The organism is Rhizobium mongolense USDA 1844, assembly GCF_000419765.1.
In the GTDB taxonomy this organism is placed as follows: Bacteria; Pseudomonadota; Alphaproteobacteria; order Rhizobiales; family Rhizobiaceae; genus Rhizobium; species Rhizobium mongolense.
Genome location: NZ_ATTQ01000018.1, coordinates 16,129 through 36,666 on the forward strand (window position 1 = coordinate 16,129; position 20,538 = coordinate 36,666).

At 55.3% G+C, this 20,538-nt stretch carries 15 protein-coding genes and 1 riboswitch; of the genes, 8 read left to right on the forward strand and 7 right to left on the reverse strand.

Translation table 11 applies throughout. The annotated features are described in order from the left end of the window. Positions 1–19: 19 nt before the first annotated feature. Positions 20–116: riboswitch (TPP riboswitch) on the reverse strand. A 233-nt stretch (positions 117–349) separates the two neighbouring features. Then, positions 350–970 (reverse strand): FkbM family methyltransferase, encoded by a 621-nt coding sequence (locus tag A3C3_RS0127225; RefSeq protein ID WP_022717735.1) that lies wholly within the window; start codon positions 968–970, stop codon positions 350–352. A gap of 289 nt (positions 971–1,259) precedes the next feature. Between A3C3_RS0127225 and A3C3_RS0127230 the strand changes: the two genes are divergently transcribed. After that, the gene (locus A3C3_RS0127230) at positions 1,260–2,525 is read left to right on the forward strand and encodes an O-antigen ligase family protein (protein WP_022717736.1); all 1,266 of its coding nucleotides are present in this window, start codon (positions 1,260–1,262) and stop codon (positions 2,523–2,525) included. Here the strand turns inward: A3C3_RS0127230 and A3C3_RS39325 are convergent, their stop codons facing one another. From A3C3_RS39325 to A3C3_RS0127245, 3 genes are read right to left on the reverse strand one after another with little or no spacing between them, the layout of a single operon-like run. Further along, entirely contained in the window at positions 2,526–3,251 is a 726-nt protein-coding gene (locus tag A3C3_RS39325) for an HAD family hydrolase (protein ID WP_022717737.1), read from the reverse strand. Continuing rightward, positions 3,244–4,224 (reverse strand): ATP-grasp domain-containing protein, encoded by a 981-nt coding sequence (locus A3C3_RS0127240; RefSeq protein WP_022717738.1) that lies wholly within the window; start codon positions 4,222–4,224, stop codon positions 3,244–3,246. Before A3C3_RS0127240 ends, A3C3_RS39325 begins: the two co-directional genes overlap by 8 nt. Positions 4,225–4,280: 56 nt before the next feature. Further along, entirely contained in the window at positions 4,281–5,210 is a 930-nt protein-coding gene (locus tag A3C3_RS0127245) for a methionyl-tRNA formyltransferase (RefSeq protein ID WP_022717739.1), read from the reverse strand. A 147-nt stretch (positions 5,211–5,357) separates the two neighbouring features. Between A3C3_RS0127245 and A3C3_RS39330 the strand changes: the two genes are divergently transcribed. Both A3C3_RS39330 and A3C3_RS39335 read left to right on the forward strand, forming a co-directional pair. Beyond that, positions 5,358–6,491, forward strand: a complete 1,134-nt coding sequence (locus A3C3_RS39330) for a glycosyltransferase (protein ID WP_022717740.1) — start codon at positions 5,358–5,360, stop codon at positions 6,489–6,491. Positions 6,492–6,657: 166 nt separating this feature from the next. Beyond that, entirely contained in the window at positions 6,658–7,275 is a 618-nt protein-coding gene (locus A3C3_RS39335) for a sugar transferase (RefSeq protein ID WP_022717741.1), read from the forward strand. A gap of 76 nt (positions 7,276–7,351) precedes the next feature. Here the strand turns inward: A3C3_RS39335 and A3C3_RS39340 are convergent, their stop codons facing one another. Beyond that, on the reverse strand, positions 7,352–8,152 hold the full coding sequence (locus tag A3C3_RS39340) for a class I SAM-dependent methyltransferase (protein ID WP_167521910.1): 801 nt from the start codon (positions 8,150–8,152) through the stop codon (positions 7,352–7,354). Positions 8,153–8,660: 508 nt separating this feature from the next. On the opposite strand from A3C3_RS39340, the gene A3C3_RS0127265 reads away from it, so the two are divergent. The 4 genes from A3C3_RS0127265 to A3C3_RS0127280 all read left to right on the forward strand — a co-directional run bounded on the left by A3C3_RS0127265 (position 8,661) and on the right by A3C3_RS0127280 (position 16,116). Then, the gene (locus tag A3C3_RS0127265; RefSeq protein ID WP_022717743.1) at positions 8,661–9,641 is read left to right on the forward strand and encodes an acyltransferase family protein; all 981 of its coding nucleotides are present in this window, start codon (positions 8,661–8,663) and stop codon (positions 9,639–9,641) included. A 650-nt stretch (positions 9,642–10,291) separates the two neighbouring features. Then, positions 10,292–12,484 (forward strand): polysaccharide biosynthesis protein, encoded by a 2,193-nt coding sequence (locus tag A3C3_RS39345; RefSeq protein WP_084797044.1) that lies wholly within the window; start codon positions 10,292–10,294, stop codon positions 12,482–12,484. Between the two features lie 108 nt (positions 12,485–12,592). Further along, positions 12,593–13,870: a glycosyltransferase family 4 protein gene (locus A3C3_RS39350; RefSeq protein ID WP_022717745.1), complete on the forward strand. Its 1,278-nt coding sequence runs from the start codon at positions 12,593–12,595 to the stop codon at positions 13,868–13,870. A 587-nt stretch (positions 13,871–14,457) separates the two neighbouring features. Next, a complete protein-coding gene (locus A3C3_RS0127280; RefSeq protein WP_167521911.1) occupies positions 14,458–16,116 on the forward strand; it encodes a GumC family protein in 1,659 nt (552 codons plus the stop codon). Positions 16,117–16,430: 314 nt separating this feature from the next. Here A3C3_RS0127280 and A3C3_RS47325 read toward each other — a convergent pair whose 3' ends face one another. Then, entirely contained in the window at positions 16,431–17,033 is a 603-nt protein-coding gene (locus tag A3C3_RS47325; RefSeq protein WP_233450546.1) for a glycosyltransferase family 4 protein, read from the reverse strand. A gap of 768 nt (positions 17,034–17,801) precedes the next feature. Between A3C3_RS47325 and A3C3_RS39360 the strand changes: the two genes are divergently transcribed. Beyond that, positions 17,802–19,235, forward strand: a complete 1,434-nt coding sequence (locus A3C3_RS39360; RefSeq protein ID WP_084797033.1) for a pectate lyase family protein — start codon at positions 17,802–17,804, stop codon at positions 19,233–19,235. 89 nt (positions 19,236–19,324) lie between these two features. Here A3C3_RS39360 and A3C3_RS0127295 read toward each other — a convergent pair whose 3' ends face one another. Further along, positions 19,325–20,500: a DegT/DnrJ/EryC1/StrS family aminotransferase gene (locus tag A3C3_RS0127295; RefSeq protein ID WP_022717749.1), complete on the reverse strand. Its 1,176-nt coding sequence runs from the start codon at positions 20,498–20,500 to the stop codon at positions 19,325–19,327. Positions 20,501–20,538: the final 38 nt, after the last annotated feature.

Below are 20,538 nucleotides of genomic sequence, written 5' to 3' on the forward strand. Positions count from 1 at the left end.
GGGAGCGGGACTTAATAAGCCAAGGCTCCGAGCGACTCCCTCCGCCAGCATTATCCGGTTCAGGTTCGAAGGGTACTTCTCAGCCCGTCTTGCAACGAACGCCCCTGTCTCTCATCGCGGTCTTCATTGCAGACAAATCTCTGTCTGTCACCACAAAAAAAGGCATGGCTGTATTGCCTGAAGTCAGACCCCGTGACCAATATCGGCCCTGAGAGAGCCTGATGGGAGAAAGGCGGGAATAAAGACGTTTTCATGCCGCTCTTTTGTCGAACTATGGCGCTCCTTTTTCAGCAAGCGGCGGAGTTTGAAAACCTTCGATGACGGCGATGACAAGAACGAGTCCGGACGCTCAACGCTCCGATATTTGTTGGGACGCTTCGACGCGTTCGGCCGGAATACACACCCACTCGGGGCGACTGCGATCATGTATTGCGTAATCGTTTTCGTTAAATATTCTGGCTACGTCGTCAAAATTCTCGGTAACTTCCACCACTATGAGTGGCCTTATATTCGCTAGACAGCGCGAACTACCGAGAAGCACACGGTGTTCAGCGCCCTCCACATCGATCTTCAGCAGCGCCGGACGAAGGCCCGACCTTTCCAAGAATGTGTCAAGCTGCATCATCTCGACCCTGACGGATTCCATGAGCGCATCGCTGAACGCATTTTCTCGGTTTTGTTCAAAATTTTTATAGTTTTTGTCCAATGAATTGTTCTGCCCCGATAGGCCTTCTATCCAAAATTCCACGGGGCCGTCGTGATCGCCACAGGCGGCCTCAACGATTCTAATGTTCGGAAAGCGCTCTGTATTGGTTCGAAGATACGGCAAATTGTTGGGTCCAGGTTCGAAAACGATAACAGTACCGTCATCGCCAACAATCTTTGCTAAATGAACCGAAAGATAGCCGATATGGCCACCGAGCTCGACAACGGTATCTCCCGGCTTTGCAAGCTCGGCGAGCGTCTTCATGATATGCTTCTCGCGGTGCTTCCCTTTGAACCAATATCCCCGATGCTTATACAGGTTTAATCTTAAGGGCGCATCGCGCCACCAATGATGGCGCACGACAATATCGCGCGTTCCACAAGTGCGAAGGAGATGTAGTGCAACTCGTCGCAGAGGGCGGTATCTCGCCAGACTTCGCAGCGGCATCGTACGGTCTCCGATCCCAGAAGATTTAAGGGCAAGCTCTCCACGCTTGGAAGTTACTTCACTTTTTTGCGTTTTAGAATACCCTAAACCAATGGAGGCGTTGGCGATGAGCTTAAATAACGTTACATCGGCTCATAAAATCGATGAACGTGCAGGGGGGCATGAGCAACCTGCGGTCGCAATTTCGCAATCTTTGGAGTTGTATGCCTTTTTTGCTGCTATATTTCTCTGCTCGATGAATTATTTTAGAAGTGACTATATTTACTTCACACTTGCAGATCTGTCTTTCCTTCTTTGCTTCTCTCTTGCTGTTGCGAACGCAAATATCGTTGTCAATGTCATTGGCAAGCTGAGCACGGCCGCCTGGTGTTTTGGACTTGCCTTGCTGCTTTTGGGGTTGACTGCAAGCAGCATCGTAAGCCCAGGGCCGGAACGCGGACTCGTGGTCGTCCTGCAGTATTTCTACGCGTATTTCATTGTGCTGCTTTTGTTTGGTGGAAGGAGCTATGACGAGCTCTTAGCAGCCGCAAAGATTTATGTCTTTTCGATACTTATAATTTGTATCCACGGTATTTACCTCATTCATGTTATTGGAGAGACAAATACGCAGTTCGTCACCGGGAGCGGACGCTTTAACGGATTGATGGAAAGAGAAAATGCGTGCGCCGCCGTTATTGCGCTCGCAATTCAAGTCCTGCTTCTGCTCGTTTCCTTAAGAAAATTAAACAGATTTCTCGCGCTTTGCGCGTTTATAATCATGGCCTACGGACTTCTTCTGACTGGCTCTAATACCGGGCTTATTGGCTGTGGGATCGGCATCGCAATCTTTCTCTTGTTCAATCTTACGTGGAGAACGGTTGTGCCTGCCGCTGCTCTTTGCCTCTGCATTCCGCTTGTCGCGATTACCCCGTTGCGCGATTATCTACCGGACGTTTTCCAAAAACGCGTGCTTACCGCTGTCGATACAGGAGACATCAGCCAGGCGGGAACGTTTGGGCGTCGCTTTGAGCTCATACAGGAGGCGGCCGGTCAAACGGGCTCCACGCTTTTGCTCGGGATTGGGGCGGATCAGTACAGAGTAAGCAGCGCCGTACAGAAGCCTGTGCACAATATTTACTTGCTTCTCTGGACGGAGGGGGGCTTCATCGCCGCCCTTGGCTTTGCGGTCATGGTGATCAGCCTCTTGGGGCCGGCGCTTGCGGCTAGTCGCATCAAGAACGGCCTTCCGTTCGCGATCTGTATCTTTGCGACAGTTACGGCGTTCTTGGCTATGGGCAACGCAATGACTCATATGTATGGACGCTTTTGGCCGGTTCCGCTGCTCATTCCTGCCGTTCTAGGGCAGGCCTTTGTGAAACGATCGCAATCGTAGTCACTTAGGATTGGTTGTGATTGTAGACTGTGGCGCAGTGCGGAGCGTCGCGAGGCACGCGTCGAGATCAAAAAGACTAGTTATTACCGCATCGGGTCTATGGTCAGGCTCGGTAGCGTATGCCATGCGGATGCGGCCGATCCGGGCAATCTGGATCGTCCTCCATCCCAGACGCCGCGGAGCGATAAAATCCTTGGCGGGATTGTCAGCTACGTAAACCAGCTCCGCGCACGGCACTCCTGACCATTCTTGGATAGCCTCGAACGCCCTCGGATGCGGTTTCCAGAACTTGGGCCCCCAGACATCTGTATAAATGATGTGGTCTAGAATCTCCTCAAGACCCAGCGCCTTGACCTTTGCCATTTGTGTTGCTGCGTAGCCGTCGGTTATGAGGGCCAGGCGCGCCTCCCTGGCAGGATTGCAAAGATATTCCAACGCATCGGGGGCCAACGCGATGCGCGGATGATGTTGCCGGTAAACTTCAATTAGCTTTGCAGTTAACGTCCGGTCCCCGGCCATACCTGCAGCGGCGAGCGCTTCATCGAACACGTGTGAGTGTCTGCCGGTAGCGAAGATTGCATGGCAATGATCAGCGAAATTCGCAACACCCATTTCTCGATACAGCCAGGCGGACGCGGCCTCGAAGCCACTCCTGGCAAAGTCGCTTTCGAGATAGAGTGTGTCATCCAGATCGAAGACTAGAACACCACCTTGTGATTCACTCATCTTCACCATCCACGAAGATCGCTTCGTCGTAGCGCAGCATCAACACGCCGGAGTGCCAGTTGTCATGACAGCTTGCAGGTAGGCCCGAGACTTCCTCGAGCAGCCATTTTGCAAATTGCGCGCCCGCATGATCAGCCAGAGGATAGCCTCCTCCGAACCGTGCGTTGATTTCGATCACCTTGGGGCCGGCAGCGCCGTTGTCCATAATCTGAAAGCAGAATGCACCCCTGAGGCCCGGCAGCGCGGCGACGATGTCATGGGCGATGCGGGAATGTTGCGGCTGGCGCTCGGTGATTCCTTTTTCGACCTCGCCGGCCCTGACACGAACGCGACGATGTGTAATGGCTGTCTGTAGTCTACCGCGCGCGTCGACAAAACCGTTGACCGTGTATTCCGCGCCGGTCAGATTTTCTTGCACAATCATCGGTTCGCTGACCTTGGCGGGCAGCTCATCTCTCGAACCGGCGACACTAATCGCGCGGCTGGCGCTTCCAGACCGCGGCTTGACAAAGACCGGCCAAGACCATTCGCTGGTCGAGGCGAACTCCTCAAGTGCGATGGTGCGTGGGACGGGGACTCCCGCGGCCGCAAGCACAGTCATCGTTTCAAGCTTGTCGCGAACGATGTCGACCACCGCTGGTTGGCTGACATGAACGCGACAGCCGAGTGCCGCAAAATCGTCCATCGCCCCTGCGAGAGCCGGGAGTTCGGGATCGATCGTTGGAACGATCAGATCGATTTTTTCACGCGATGCAATTTCTCGCAACGCTGAAACGAAGCCCGGATCGTCGCAGGCTGGGACAGCATAGCTCGCATCGGCGGATCGGCAGGCAGGGCTCATTCTTGGATCGAGATCACATGCCACCACCGTCAGGGATATGCCGATCTCCTTCGCCGCCCTGCGGAAGCAGTCGATGAGCGCGACCCGTCGACCGGCGGACGAAATTAGGATCTTGATCGCTTCTGACGTCATTCCCGTATCCCTTTAGGCGTCCGAAGCTGCGACGGCTTTTCCAGACTGAATGATGCTTATTTCGGCCAAGCCTCGAGCGAGGACCCGGGCCGCAAGTGGCTATGCATCCGCAGCCGCGATGTTTCAGGGCGCCAAGCGCTCACATCAACACAATTGCCGTCGCCACACATAACGAGAAATCCGGTGGCGCTGACCGTTTGAATTTGTCCGGGAAGGCCTATGTAGCGATCCGGGTTGGGGAATAGATCGGCTGCATCGATATATATCCTCTCGCTTCCAGAATGGGTAAAAGCGCCGGGGTAGGGGTCTCCGACCGCACGTATGAAGCGCAGGATGTCAGCGGCCGGCAGGCGCCAGTCGATCAAGCCGTCTTCGGGCCGGCGCCTCGCGCAATAGGAGGCCTTCTCATCATCCTGGGGGATCCTGGGCGCGTTGCCGGACTCGACCATCCTGACCGCCTGGGGGACCATTTCTCGAATATTCAGCAGGTGCTTTTCGTATAGACTGCGGGCCGTCTCATTATCGGCTACGTCAAAGACGCGCTGAAGCAGGATCGGTCCGGAATCGACGCCGTCATCAAGCCAGAAAAGCGTCGATCCCGTCGTCTGTTCGGCTCGAAGAATGGTCCAAGGTATTACGCCCCGTCCCCTTAGTCGTGGAAGAGCGGCGGGATGAAAGCCAATCGTGCCGATGCTTGCAAGCTCCCGCAACGGGCGTCCGCATATTTGGGACCATCCGACGACAAGGATCACATCCGGACCGATACTGGCAATTTTCGCCAGGGTCTCGGCAGAGTTCACATTCGTCGTATGAAAAAAGGAAATGCCGCTCTTGCGCCCCATTGAACTGAGATCGGCAAAATCCGAGTGACGATCAGCAGCGGTTGGCGGCAGGGTTATGACAAGCACAGGCGGTCGCTCAGAGGATACGAGCGCTGCAAGGGCGACTCTTGAACCTTCCACTGCTCCGACGAGAACGATCCGCATTCTGGGGCCTACGACAGCGAGTCATTGTTGTATCAAGCAAGGCTTGCCTTCACGGGAGGCTCTTTAGAAGGTATAAAAACACGAGCGCGCAATTCCTGTCCAGAGGCCTGGCGGGCTCTGTCGTCTTGCCACGCGCTGAGGGGCACTATGGCCAAGGCAGATGTCATGCATATCATTACCAATTTCACAGCGCATGCCGGCGCTGAGACAATGCTGGCACGGCTGCTGCATGCCTCAGCCGACCAGCGTATAGTGGTCGTTTCGCTCATGGGGATTTCGGAGCGAAATCTCAAAATTTCGAGCAATCCCCGTGTCGAATACGTATCGCTCGAAGCCACAAAATTGACGTCTCTCGCATACGCCTCGCTGAAACTTGCCAAACTAATCAGGCAGGAGAGGCCACCCGTCATAGTGTGTTGGATGTACCATGCGATGATTGTTGGCACGGTCGCGGCCTTGCTGGCACATAGGAGCACTCCAGTGATCTGGAACGTCCGTCAGTCGTTGGATGATTGGCCGGCTCTGACCCGAAGTTCACGTGCCGCTGTGACTGTGGCAAAGTGGCTATCCTGGCATCCGGAGGGTTTCGTCTTCAATTCAGCGAGGGCGCTCAAAATGCATGCGGCGGCTGGTTATCGAACGCACAATGCCGTGGTCATACCGAACGGCTTTGAATTGCCGCAATCCGTGACCCCTCAGCCTCGATCGGCCAAGCGGATCGGCATTGCAGCGCGCTTCCATCCACAGAAGGATTATCCGACATTCTTCAGGGCCGCGGCTCGCCTGCTTCAAACACATCAGGGGCTGACATTCGTGGCTGCGGGAAGTGGCCTGTCCTGGAGCAATCCAGCCGTCTCACAGATGATCTTGTCCGCAGGCTTAGCGCGAGAAAATGTCCAACTCTTGGACGAAGTCGATGACATGGCTGCTTTCTATCGATCGATCGACATTCTCGCTCTCTCTTCGAGAACAGAGGGCTTTCCGAACGTCCTGGCGGAGGCGATGAGCTATGCGCTACCTGTTGTCACGACTGACGTTGGTGACGCTGCAAGTATCATCGGCGACGGCGGCCTGGCAGTCCCCTCCCAGGATCCGGAGGCGCTGGCCGCGGCGCTACGAATTCTTCTTGACGGTGGAACTGCTCGATATGCTGAATATGCGGCGGCGGCACGACGGCGTATCGAAGAAGAGTACGACCTGGGCATAATAGTACGGAAATACGATTATTTTCTGAACCAATGCAAGGCCGCAGTTGAAAGAGAAAATAACATCGCTCTGTAAAACTGCATAATCAGCACGGGCTAATGCCGATTGCCTTCGTTCTTTATTGGCAAGCTTACTATTTTTAAGCAATATTTGTCGGGCGCCTTTCAATGCCTGAGGCAAGTCCGGTATTGGATATGAGTTGGAACCTCAGGTGCTACGGTTTCGACGCTTCGAGGTGGCGATGTTGAAACGGCTGTTCGATGTGCTGTTTTCCGTTACCGTAGGACTATTGGCACTGCCAGTCCTTATCATCTTGGCTATTGCCGTAAGGATCGTTCTCGGTTCCCCTATCATGTTCAGCCAGGAGAGAGCTGGCAAAGCGCGTCGACCATTCAGGATGAAGAAGTTCCGGTCAATGACCACCGATGTGGATGCTGACGGGAAGCTCTTGAGCGACGACGAACGCACTGGGAAATTCGGCGGGCTTTTGCGACGTTCCCGGCTGGATGAACTGCCCGAATTGTGGAGTATCGTCATTGGCGACATGAGCGTCATAGGACCAAGACCGATACTCTTGGACAAAATACATGCCCTTGGCGAGCGCGGCATCTTGCGGTGTTCAGTGAGGCCCGGACTAACCGGCTGGGCACAGATAAATGGGAACACCAAGCTCACTGACGATGAAAAGGTTGATCTCGATATCTGGTATATCGAGAACCGCACATGCCTAATGGATGCCGAGATAATCGCTAAGACCGTTTTGGTTATGATTTTCGGCGAGAGACGGAACGAGAAACGCCTTGCTGCGGCCGTTGTTGCTGCGAGCAGTCGCATTGCGCTCGGTAAGGGACCAGAGTAAAGCTCGTTTGAAGATCGACGAGGGACGCCCGTCAAATTGCCGAGAGCATTATTATGCTTGCAGGAAAGGTAAATGTTTACCCCCCGGTATCGTCAATATACGACCTGTCAGTGGCTCTTTTTACTATGAAACCAATATACTTGTTCCTACTTTTTACAACGAAGTATTTATGCAGAACAGTTTCTGCGAAATGGAAGAAAGCGAGATTGTCTTGAATGTCATCGGAGATAAACACACCGCCAGGCCTCAGCGCCTGCCAAAGGCGGCTATAGCCAAACATTCGTCCTGAATAGCTTTTATCACTGTCGTAGTGACACATATCCAACGGATATAAGCGCCCTAGTGCCTTGCCTATCCCGCTGCGGTCGGCTTCTCGGATGAGTTCCCAACAATTGCGAAGGTATGGAGGAACCGCTGCGCCAACATGTTTTTCGCTCCCAAAGCGCAGGTAGGGTCTATCAACGCTGATAAGCCTTCCCCCGCTTCGTTTGGAAACGCTCGCAAGAATAGCGAGACTGGAATCACCCAAGGCGACTCCCGTTTCAACAACTTGCTTGGCGTTCAACGATTCGGCCATGCTATAAAGGAAGGACATATCGGCTCCGCCCCCAATGTATTGGGGGGCGACACTTCGGGCCTTAGCTATTAGTCGCGCGAGTTCAGGCTGCGCATCCTCGAACGGGGTCCAAACAAATCCGGACATGACAGAAGGAAGTCGATCACATTCGACAGCCTCTCTTGCACAACGAGCTTTCGCGAGGTGGCCGGTTGCCTCACCTTCAGCAGGAAACAGTGTACGGGAAACCAGCGATGGGATGGTCGGCCACAACGATGGTCGCAGAGCGTAACCGGCAACAGACTTAAACGCGGCCTTCATCATCTGCTCCTATTTCGGGCCGAGCGCGCTGGCGAATGGGGCTACATTCAGTATATCGCAGGCCGCTGCAGACAAACGCCCCCAAGAAATTTCAGGACTATATTATTTATAGATTACTAATATGCAAGTGGGCTGGTTGCAGTATTTCCTTTCGGCTGCAGTCATTTTGGACAGCCTGTTCGCGCCCTTCCTGTCATCGCAGCAGCGAGCCGATCGTAACTGGAGCCAACGGTAGAGGTCAGGTATAATCCTCCATTGAGGACGCGGCTGACGAAAGACGTGCCATCTCTACCCAGGCCAAACAATTCCAGGCCGCTCTCGGATCCTCGCAACCCTTGCGCTTCGTAAATCTCCGGCATGACGAGAACTTTCCGGCTTCGGCAGCATGGTCAGGTCTTTTCACCAGGTGAGCATCAAACCACGTCAACGAATTTATACCTTGGCCACCTTGACACAATGGGCCGCGGCGCCGATGAATTTCTAACGTGCGCCGGGGGGCAATTGGATTATGCAACACGGCAATCAGAACGACTTAGGGCTAGTTGCAGCAATACCAGCGCGAAACACGACTGTTGACTTTTTAAGGGCAGTAAGCGTCCTTTGGATCGTTGGCGTGTGGCATCCGATAGGATATTCGCCAATCAGGGAAGTAGGCAAGAACGCCGTGACCTTGATGGTGACGGTCTCCGCTTTGGGGCTTTTTGTGCTTCTATCTGGCTACCTACAAGGAGGCCGCGGCCGCAATCTTTTCGACTTCTATAGGCGACGTTTTTGGAGGATTTACGTACCATTCGTTGGAGCTAGCTTGATATTCCTCGTGATGAATATTGGAGATCATCTTCCGCTGATTAAAGGCGTCTTCCTGGTGGCTATGTTGGATGAACCGGCAGCGGTTACGCTGTGGTTCATCAATATGATTATGCTCTTCTACCTGTGTGCGCCAGCGCTGCTCTGGGTCAGACGGAAATCGTTGACGTTGTTGTTGATTATATCAGCCATAATCCTATTGGGGTTGCTGGCTGCCGACTGGTTTTGGAAGGTTCTGGACAATCGGCTGATGATCTACTTCCCCTGCTTCGTGGCTGGGATTGTTTTGTCTGGATCACCTCCGCCCAAAGCGGTCTGGCCGGTAGTGCTTGTGGCCGCTATCGCTTGTGTCGCCACGCTTTCTGCGCCGATCAATGGGACAGATATTGTCCTTTTGCCTTGGGCTGTGCTCGCCTCGATCTCCGTGTTTTGCTTAACCGCGGGGCGGCTTGACGACCTATCGGATACGGCGACGATGTGGATTGAGCGAGCGGCCTATGCCAGCTTCTTCGCCTATCTTCTGCACCGTCCCGTATATCGGATCTTGGAAGCACTTTCGGCTGCAATTGGGCTTGATCCGTTGATCCTAATTGTCGCGCTAGGGGTTCCGACAACCGCTGTCGCGGCGTACTTCCTACAGCAAGGGTACGATCGCTTGCTCGCGTCCGCTAGATTGGCGTAACGTTGGGCTTGCATGCGACTGCAACTGTTATAGCGTGATAGTCTGCTTGAGGGCCTCGTTCACGGCGATGCAAGATATAATGCGCTGATACCGCCAAGCCCACACGCGTAGTCGCTGAGCCCCAGCGCGCATTATATCCGTACACATCATAGGTATTACCGTGAGAAGAGAACGTGAGGCTTCAAACGGGAATCTCCATACGGTTGATCAACCGGCAATTGCAGCGCGGTTGAACGTTCAGAGAGTGGCCCGGCATTTACTCGCATCCTGGCGGTAAAAGCACCGCCTACGCGAACGGAAAATCACGTTATAATTGAATTCGTCTGGAGATTTTCGACGTAATATTATCGCACCCGTATATAAAACTAAATGATTAATCAGTATATCAAAGTATTAATATCAAATAGCTTTAATATAATGTGGCTTTACAAAAAAAATTGCTGATGTACCGTCCTACGATAAATAGAAGACTTGATTAAAACTGTCACGGAAACGTCACGGTACGCTTATGTTTTACCGACTAACGTCGGGATTCGCAAGGCATCGGAGTTTATCTTGCTATTCGCGTCGACAACGACGCGCGTTGCAGTTGTACGGGAGATGCATGCATGGAACGGGGCGAAAAAGTCATCTCTGCTCAGCGGCAGGAGATGGGCGCTAGACGAGACGACGTGTTGGCGGCCTGGAAGGCCGCGATTGCTTATGCGGGTTCTGCGGTCAGCGCGGCGTTTCTTTTGTCAAAAAAAACGGCCAGCTCTCACGTTCGCAAGGTTAGGCAGGCACCCTTGTTGTTTGCGACCGACCTCGTGTCTGCATGCTTTGCCCTGAGCTTTGCGTTCGTCGCGCGCTATGGATTGGAGCAGGTTCAGGCAAGTCCGGAGCTGATCCAAACGCTGTTATTTGCGGGTCCGCAGTATCTTGCGATTTGCATCGTGGTCTTTCCCATGGCCGGCCTTTATAGCCGCAATTGGCGATACGGTTCGATCTCCGACCTTTGGACAATCCTACGGGCAGTCCTCATAACCACGGCCCTTTTGGTCTGCGTACTATTCTTCATAACAAGGCTGGAAGATATCCCGCGCGCGGCCTTGCTTCTCGAGGCGCTCCTGCTCTCACTATTCCTTTCGGCGTCGCGGCTGAGCTTTCGCATTAACGAATTGTCCCTGCCGGATAACGCCGGCTGGCTGAAGCAAGCGCCCGAACGAGAGCAAAAGATTCCAACGCTGCTGGTTGGTGCGGGAGATGCTGCGGATCTCTATCTGCGTGCCGTGAGCCGCGACCGCAGCTGCTTCCATCGTCCGGTTGCCATCATCGAGCCGACTGGCGCCTGCGAAGGGATTATGCTGCGCGGCGTACCGATACTGGGCGCCCTGACGGATTTTGAGAGGGTCGTTAGGGAACTGCGCCTCTCCAATTCCTTCCCGCGGCACCTTGTCTTCACCGAGGCACCTTCCGTGTTCGGTGAGGAAGTCTGCGAAAAGCTCATCAGACAGGCCGAAGCGCTCGGCATCGCCGTTTCCCGTTTATCGCAGATGACGGAGCTGAAGAACGCCAAGCGGGGAAACAGATTTGAACTTAAATCGATCGAGCTGACGGACCTGCTGGAACGGCCGCAGGCCGCTTTGGACAGGGATGCCATCCTGCGGCTCATCAGGCGGCGCCGGGTTCTCATTACTGGTGCCGGCGGCTCGATCGGCTCCGAACTCACGCTTCAGATCGCCGCCTGCGAGCCGTCGCAGCTCGTTCTCGTCGAGAATTGCGAGTTCAATCTTTACACAATCGACCTTGAGCTTGCGGAACGCTTCCCGACGTTGCCCCGCGCGACCTGTCTCTGCAATGTTCGGCGGGCCAACCGCGTCAACGACGTTTTCGAAGAATATAGGCCGGAACTGGTTTTCCATGCGGCAGCGCTCAAGCACGTGCCGATGGTGGAGATCAATCCGTGTGAGGGCGCGCTCACAAACGTGATCGGCACGATGAACGTCGCCAATGCCGCCAGGCAGATCGGCGCCCTCGCGATGGTTCAGATCTCTACTGATAAGGTGGTCAATCCGACAAGCGTCATGGGAGGAACGAAACGTCTCGCGGAACTCTATTGTCAGGCGCTCGACCTCGAAGGCGTGGAGCGGGGGAGCGGGCCTCGTTACATGACCGTGCGGTTCGGCAACGTTCTTGGCTCGAGCGGCTCCCTCATCCCGTTGTTCAAGAGACAGATCGCCAGCGGTGGACCGTTGACCGTGACCGATCCCGACATGACGCGGTTTTTCATGACCATTCGGGAGGCCGTGGAACTTACCCTCCAGGCCTCCGCCTACGGGCTTGAGGGCGACATCGGGAAAGGCGAGATCTTCGTTCTGGACATGGGAAAACCGGTGAAGATCATGGACATCGCACGCAGGATGATCAGGCTTGCAGGTCTTGTTCCCGACAAGGACATAGCGATCAAGGTCATCGGGCTGCGTCCCGGCGAAAAGTGCTACGAGGAGCTTTTCGATATGAATGATACTCCGGTTCCGTCACCTGTTCCGGGGGTTTTCGGTGCAATTCCGCGGCCAGTGCCCCTTTCCAAGCTTCGCACGACGTTCGCCCGGCTGGAGCGCTTCGCCGAATTGGGTGATGCATCCATGGTGCTCGCGCTCATCAGCAGCCTTGTCCCAGGTTATGCGTGGCAGCGCCCCGCATTGGCCGGTGCGGCCCTGGCTCCAATGCAAGATGAAAGTACTCGCGAGGGCGAGGATCATGACGTGGGTCTCCCGGACAACTTACTTGCAGCTCTTGTGGCTGAGACTGATGGAGGAAGTGCTGAGGTGTCTGGGTGGATCAGCCCATCACGGCTGCAATGAAACGCAATCAGCGGCAGGCGCCGGTCGCTCCCACGAAGTTAGTCTATTGGATCTCGCTTGGAGACAACTGTGTTGAATGTAGATGCGGCACCAACGGATTGCACTCCATTGGATCGCTTGCTTTGGCGGCAGCAGGAACGAAGTCAGCGCATCCTGGTGCTGTCCAGCTATAGCCGTTCGTTGACGAATTTCCGTTTGGAACTTTTGAAATCCATGGTCCGCGCCGGCCATGTCGTGGTAGCTGCAGGTCCAGAAGACGATCCGGACGTGAAGTCCGATCTTTCCAAGATCGGAGTTGAGTTCGCCAGAATCCCTATGGCCCGCGCCAGCTTGAGCCCGGTCAGGGACATTGCGACGTTCTTCCAGATCCGGCGACTTATAAAGAAAATAAGGCCTGACGTCGTGGTCCCCTATACGATGAAACCGATCGTCTACGGCGGAATCGCAGCCCGCTCAGCGGGCGTTCCGAGGCGTTGCTTTCTTGTAACCGGTCTGGGCCATGTTTTTTCGGACGCGAGCCTCAGGACTCTAAAGGGCCGTTGGATTAAACGACTGTGCGTCTGGCTTTATCGGCTGGCGATGGCGGGAGCGAAGGCGGTCTTTGTCTATAATGATGCCGACCGCTCGGACATCATTGAAAATTCATTGGTCCACGACGTTTCCGTCATTCATCGCGTTGCCGGCTCCGGCGTGGATGTCGATCACTACGCCTTCGCACCCGCCCCATTCGAAAAGCCTGTCTTTCTGATGGTGACCCGGCTGATCAAGGACAAGGGCGTCTTCGAATATGTGGAGGCGGCGCGCCGCTTGAAGCAGCATCTGCCGAATGCCGAATTCCAACTTCTCGGACCGTTTGATCCCAATCCGGGGGCAATATCGCGGCTGCAGGTTCAGGAGTGGATCGAAGAGGGGGTCGTAGATTATCTTGGCGAGACAAACGATGTCCGCCCCTTCCTCGCGAAGTGCAACATATTCGTCCTCCCCTCCTACTACCGAGAGGGAATACCCCGCAGCATCCTGGAAGCGATGGCCGTCGGACGCGCGATTATTACAACGGACCTGCCGGGTTGCCGGGACACCATCGAACCCGGCGAGAACGGTTACCTTGTCATGCCGCGAAGCGCAGACAGCCTTTTTAGCGCCATGTCTCCGCTTGCCGACCGGCTGCGGCTGGCAGCTGAGATGGGTCGGCGTTCTCGCGAACTGGCTTGCACCAGGTTCGATGTCCACTCAATCAACGAAACACTCATCGATCGAATGGGTCTCTCAAATCATGACCATGCGAGCCGAAAGGCTGCAGGAGCCTGTGGGCGGGAGGCAAGGCAAGCTGACGCGATCAACCAACAGCTCGATGCAACGGGGAGGGTCATCTCTTGGAGAGGGTGAAAATAACACCACATGGGCTCGTTCCATCGCCGGCGGGCAGGCATCACAGCATCACTTATCAGCGGCGCCTGCTCCGCCCGCGTCCAGGCTATGGAGTTGTCGATCTGCTGGAATTGGTGCGCAGGCACCGATGGTCCTTTGGGTCAGTCCTTGTGGGCGGGCTGGTTCTCACAGTCTTGACCGCCGTCTTTATGACAAGGGTCTATGTTGCTTCGTCTGCCATTGTTTTCGATCGGAATGATGCCCGTCCCTACGAGGCGGTCGAGGAACTCCGCAAACAGGAGCGGGACAAATCCGTAATGGAAACGGAATTGGACGTAATCAAATCGCGGGTGTTCGTAGGCACCGTTGTGGACGCGCTCGACCTGGTGAGCGATCCCGACTACAATACCTACCTTCCGCGTCGTGACGACGAAAATGAAGGGGGTATCAGCCTTCTCGTTTCTGCTACGACCAAATTCTTCGCTCCGAAGCAGAACCCCGACATGGTCCGCAGCCGGCTGGTTTCGAAGAGCGTTCAACGCGACAGGGCTATATCGGCGCTGCTGGGCTCCTTCACCGTCGACCGCAATGGCGACAGCCTTGCGATGACGATCCAGGTGCGGCAGACAAGGGCGCTGAAGGCAGCGGCGATCGCCGACGCCATTGCTCAACATTATGTTGATTGGACTGCCAAGCTCACGGATGAAGCAACGAAGAACACGATCGATTATCTTCGAGGTCAGGCGAGGGAACTTGGCAGTCGCATAGCGGCAATGGAACGTGAGATAGCCGCGTTTTCGGCCAATCGCGATCTCACTTTCGATCCCAAGGATGACATTCTCAGGTCGCGATTGGAGCTTCTGAATGAGCAATTTACAGTGGCGAGTACTGACGAAACCGCCGCGCGGTCGAAGTATCTCGAGGCCAAAGCACTGATTGCGTCGGGCGATGTTTCATCCGTTGTACGTGTGGTCGCGTCCGAGCCGTTGGATCGTCTTCGCACTGAGCAGTCACGCCTGGAACGACTGAAGGCGCAGCTTAGCTCTAAATTCGCCAAGAACCACCCGTTGGTCGCTGATGCCGACGCCGAACTCGAAGCCAATCGACGGATGATGACGGACGAAGCAGAACGAATTGTCCAGGAATTGGCAAATAGCGCAGAGGTCGCGGCGGTCCGCGCTGCCAAATTTAGTACTGATGTCGCGATGCTCCAGAAGCAGATACAAGGGCGAAGTCTTGCGGAAATCCGCAGGCGCGAACTTGAGAGGGACTTGCTGGCTGAACAAAAGCGTTATGATCAGGTCGTACTTCGACTGGGGGATTTAGATCCCGAGCGGGGCGAACACAAAGCGTCAGCGAGTGTCGCGTCCTATGCGGAAGTGCCGACAAGCCCTACGTTTCCGAAGCCGGCTCTCGTTGTCGTGTCGGGGTCGATGGGTTCTCTCATCCTCGCGGTCCTGACTGTCATCATTGTCGATGTGCTGGACGATCGCCTGTATCGCTCGAACGACCTGGAAGACATTCTGGGCCGGCCGAATCTGGTGACCGTTCCGCGCGTGACCCGGCATTTTCGGGACGGTGCCAGCTCATTCGAATTTGCCGTCGACAATCCATCCTCGCCCTTCGGAAAGGCAATGCGAAATTTGTGTCTTGCGTGGCGAACGATCGAACGGTCGATTGGTGGAAAGATCGTGATGCTTTGTTCACCGTCGCCTGGTGAGGGCAAGACTGCGCTCGCTCTCGGCATGGCTGCCGCGGCGGCAACGAGCAATCTTCGCACGGTTCTGGTTGACTTTGACTCATCAGCGAAAGGTGCGGGCGCTCTTCTTGGCATAGCCGCGCCTCGCCTGGTGCCTAAGATCGCAGATCCACCCGATTTATGCATCTCGAGCATGACCTCGCCGGCCCATCCCCGCCTTGACGTCGTCTTCGCAAGCTTCACCGCCGACGATTCAGGACCACTTTGCTCCTATTTGCGCAAAATGTATGATTTGGTCATCATCGACGCGCCTAATTTGGAAAACGAAGAAGGGGCCGTTTGGCTCGCCGCCCATGTGGATTCCATCGTCGTGGTCGTCTCGGCGGGACACACAACGGAACGAAAGCTGGTCAATGCGTTGAACCGCCTTTCGGTCAATCAACCCTTCATACTTGGAGGAGTTCTCAACCAAGCCGAGATGTCTGAAGCCGGCAATGCAGCGCTGGTGAATTCCGGGTTGTGGGCGCAGGTCAAAGCACGGTTTCGCCAGAAAGCAACCGCATAACTGAGCTTCCGGATGAGAAGCCCTGGATAGTTGAAACACTGGAAACGAAATCCATCATATCGTTCGAGAAGGTCGTAGGTCAGCGCATTGCAAAAGATTCGATGGCAGAGATTGGAAAGCAAGAAAAGCACGCTCGTAAGGATTGCGTTTGAGCGACCCGCCATCGAAAACGGGCCGTCGGCCGCCTGAGGGTCTCGCGCTCGAAATCCCTTGATACCTGGATCAAATGGCCGGCGACGGTCCGTTGGGGAACGCGCTTTGCCGCAGGTTGGCAATTCAGTCCTCACTTATGCAGGGTTTGACCAAAGCATTGATCATGCGGTTCTGCCGGTAAGCTCGCGATAGATATGCATTATTTTTTCTGTATGAGGACGAATTCCGTATTGTGCCAAAGCAGATTTTTGCGCATTTGCGCTCACGCGCTGCCATTCAGACGGATCCTTCAAGAGCTTGACCATCGGCGGCACAAAGGCGCTCGGCACTTCGGGCTCGACCAGATAGCCGGTCTCTCCGTCAACGATTGCTTCGGGATTTCCGCCGTGGTTCGTCGCGACAACTGGCGTCCCGACTAGCATCGCTTCGATGAGGGTTCTTCCGAACGGTTCGTTGATTGCCGGTACAAGTAGCATGTCCATGGCGCACATCAGACGGTTGATCGGCGAGCGGAAACCCATCAGGTGAATCGCCTTTTCTATGCCCAACTCGCGCGCACGTGCTGTCACCTCGACATCAAGTCGCTCGCCGCAATGCTGGGGCGAGCCAAACAACAAACCTGCGACCGTCAGTTCAGGATGCTGCGCGCAAAACGCGTGTATGGCTTCGACAAAGCGGATTGGCCGCTTGCGATCGATGAGTGTGCCGAAAAATCCAATGAGGCGTGTTTTCTCATCGAGTCCGAGCTCCCGCACGAGATCCATACGGCACTCCTCTCTGTCAAGCAGGGGCTCGGGATGGTCAAAAGGACTATGGATCACCGAGGTTCGGGCGCTGATGGGTAGCAGAGGTGAGGTCGGCTTTGCATAGTTGGAGACAGTAACGATGTGACTGGCAATAACCGGCGCGAGAAGGTTTATGCCCCTTCCTGCCGGATCCCCGCGATGGTGCCATAGTAGGCGTGCTCCGGACAGCACGGTTGGGAGCCCCCATGTCGCGTGAATCGACCCGTCGTTGGTGTGGACGATATCGGCCTTGTGCCGGCGAAGAAAACGGATCAATCGGGCGACGGTACAAAGGTAGCCTGCTGCCGCCGCGCTTCTGGTGGCGCCGCGATATCGAGGTCTGAGAACCGATACCTCCACCGTCAGATGGTCAATCTGACGCTGGTCCAAATATTTTACGAAATCTCCGTTTGGCCTATGGACGACGACCACGGGCCGCACCTCGGAGGGCTGAAGCGCTTCAATCAGCTTGATTGCTGAGATGTCGCTTCCGCCGAATTTATCTCCGACAAACGGATAGACGACGACTATTGGCCTCGAATTCATGGATTTACCTGTGTAAACCGATTGGCAATAGTATCGCCGAATGTAGCGATATTTGATATCACCCTAATTAGTTATTGATTGTACTGGAGCCCGGCCCAATTCGACAGGGCGCGCTTCGACAAGTGGTCATTCTCGTCCAGCTGAACGGCTAACTAACGATAGCGCGAGGCGCGCTCTTTTCAGCTGTTATTGGGTTGTGAGATGGCTTTGGATGCGAACGGCATGGACGCAAGAGATGGTATGCATTGGCAAAGGCCCTGCCGCTCTCCAATGTTCAGCGCTGCAACGTGCCTACTAGCACTCAGTTTAATCTGCCTGGAGGCTGTCGGTCACACTCAGGCGGCAAACGCAGCGTCCGAAGCGTTCCCTGGTGCCGAAGGTTACGGAAAGAATGCGCAAGGCGGAAGAGGCGGCGCGATCATCGCTGTCACAAATCTGGAAGACAGCGGGCCCGGAAGCCTCAGAGCGTGCATCGAGGCCGCGGGTCCGAGGAACTGCGTCTTCCAGATTGGCGGTACGATCAAGCTCAAGCGAACCCTAATCGTTCGAAGTGACAACGCGTTAGTCTCCATCCTCGGGCAGACGGCACCCGGCGGCGGCATAGTCTTGACGATTGAGCGGCCCGACAAAAAGGGAAAAAATACGCTGCTGGGCATCAAGGGAACGAAAGACGTTATCGTGCGACATATTCGCATCCGGCCGCAGCTCCCAAACACCGTCAAAAACGTTGACGGGCTGGTCATCGAGAACAGCCAAAGGGTATACGTCGACCACGTCTCGGTTTCCTGGGCAACGGATGAAAACATCAGTACCCACGCCGACGCCACGGAGGTCACGATCGCAAATTCGATCCTTGCGGAGGGCCTCAACAAACACAGCAAATGCACGTTGCTTGGATCCGATCCACAGGCGCCGCAAAAACTGACATTTCTCAGGAACCTGTGTCTGTCGAATAATGATCGGAATCCAGACAACAATCACTTCGGACAGTCCTGTATTGAGATCGTTAATAACGTTTTCTTCAATGCGCGGTCCGAGTGGGCGGAGATTTTCTCGCAATTTCCGGGGGGAACCCCGATTGCATACGCCGGGAATTATTTCAAAGCAGGCCCGAGTACAAACGATTTGACCTATGCCATTCGGTCGAAAGATGCCGCCAGGGTTGCGAATCCGCGGATCTATCAGGAAGGCAATGTAACCTGGGCACCGCCTTCCAAGACGATCGTCACCGTGGCGCCCGATACGGAGCGCTTCCTTGTCTCCAGTCCGCCCTGCGCCTTAAGCGTGACTGCGATCGCTCCGGCAGCAAAAGCTTACCATAACGTTCGAACACGCTCGGGCGCGTTCCCGCGCGACAGTCTCGATCAGGGCTGGGCCAACGATATGGGACCGGAGGGGGAGAAGGGCGACGGCAGGATGGTAAGCGAACCCGGTCAGATTCCGTCGATGGAAACCGGGGCCCCTTATAGGGACGACGATCAGGACGGGATGGCCGACTCCGTCGAGGCCAAATTTGCCGCCAAGCCCGGGGTGAGTGATGCCTGGGCGGTGAGCAACCCTGACGGCCCAGCCCATTTCGACGAATTCATGGAATGGCTCTCGGAAGAACGGATCGCTGGTCGGTATCCACGATGATGCAGGCGCCGACCGGCAGGAACCGGCTAGTCGGTAAGCAAGGTCGCTGCAGAAGCGTCCGATCTCAGTTCCGGGGGGCGGCTGTTGGCTTACACCGACTTTCTGGCGCGATCGGTCGCCGCAAGGACAGCTTCCCGCAGCGCTCTGGCGTCTTGAAGAACTGCCTCTTCGGTCAAGCTGGGATCGACAAGGAGAGCCAGGCTTGTTTCGCCGAGTTTTTGCGCGACAGGCAATCTTCCCGCCGGTTGCACCAGGTTAGCGAATGCTTTTTCGAGGTAGATCTCTGAGCAGCTTCCGGCAAAGCAGGAAACGCCTGCGGTATTCAGGCTCGACAGGATCTGGTCGCGATCATGGCCTATCTTCAATCGATCCGGACGAATAAACGTATAAAAGCGGTAGTATGCATGGCGAATGCCATCACGCGGCACTGGTGTTCGAAGAGCGTCGAGGTCGGCAGTCGCTGCGATAAGAATGTGGGCGTTTCTTTCTCGTACCGCTTGCCACTCCTTTAGACGGGCGAGTTGGCACAGGCCAAGGACCGCCTGATACGACATCATCCGCAAGTTGGTGCCGATGGATTCGTGGAGCCATCGAAAACCGCTTCGAGCTGACTTTTGCTGAACGGCATCATATGACTTTCCGTGATCCCTTCTGCTCCATGCCTTCTTCCAAAGTACTGTATCGTTCATGGCAATGAGGCCGCCTTCGCCGCCTGTGGTGATGATCTTATCCTGGCAGAACGAGAACACCGCAATATCGCCGAACGATCCGACCGGCTTCCCGTCAATTTCCGCGCCATGTGCTTGGGCGCAATCTTCAATGACCCACAAACCTCTTTCGCGGGCAAAGGCCATGATCTCAGGCATGTCGCACGGCCATCCTGCAAGATGGACGGCGATGATGCCTTTGGTCCTCGATGAGACTTTCTCTGCTATCGCGGCTGTCGTGATATTCTGGCTGTCCTGATCGATATCTGCAAAGACCGGCACTCCCCCGCAAAAGGGTACGCAAGCAGCTGATGCGACGAAACTGCGTGGGGTCACGATAACTTCGTCCCCAGCGCTTAAGCCGAGGGCGAACAGTGCGAGTTCGAGAGCAGCGGTTCCATTTGTGACGGCGATGGCGTGTTCAACCCCGAGCAAGGCGGCGTACGCTTCTTCGAACTGCGCGACATAGGGACCTGTCCAGGCATTGACCCGACCGGTCCGAAGCATGGAAGCGACGGCTTCGATCTGCTCTTCATCAAAAACGGGCCAACGCGCCATTTCGCCCTCCGTGTTAGATGCGATATCCGCTTCCGAAA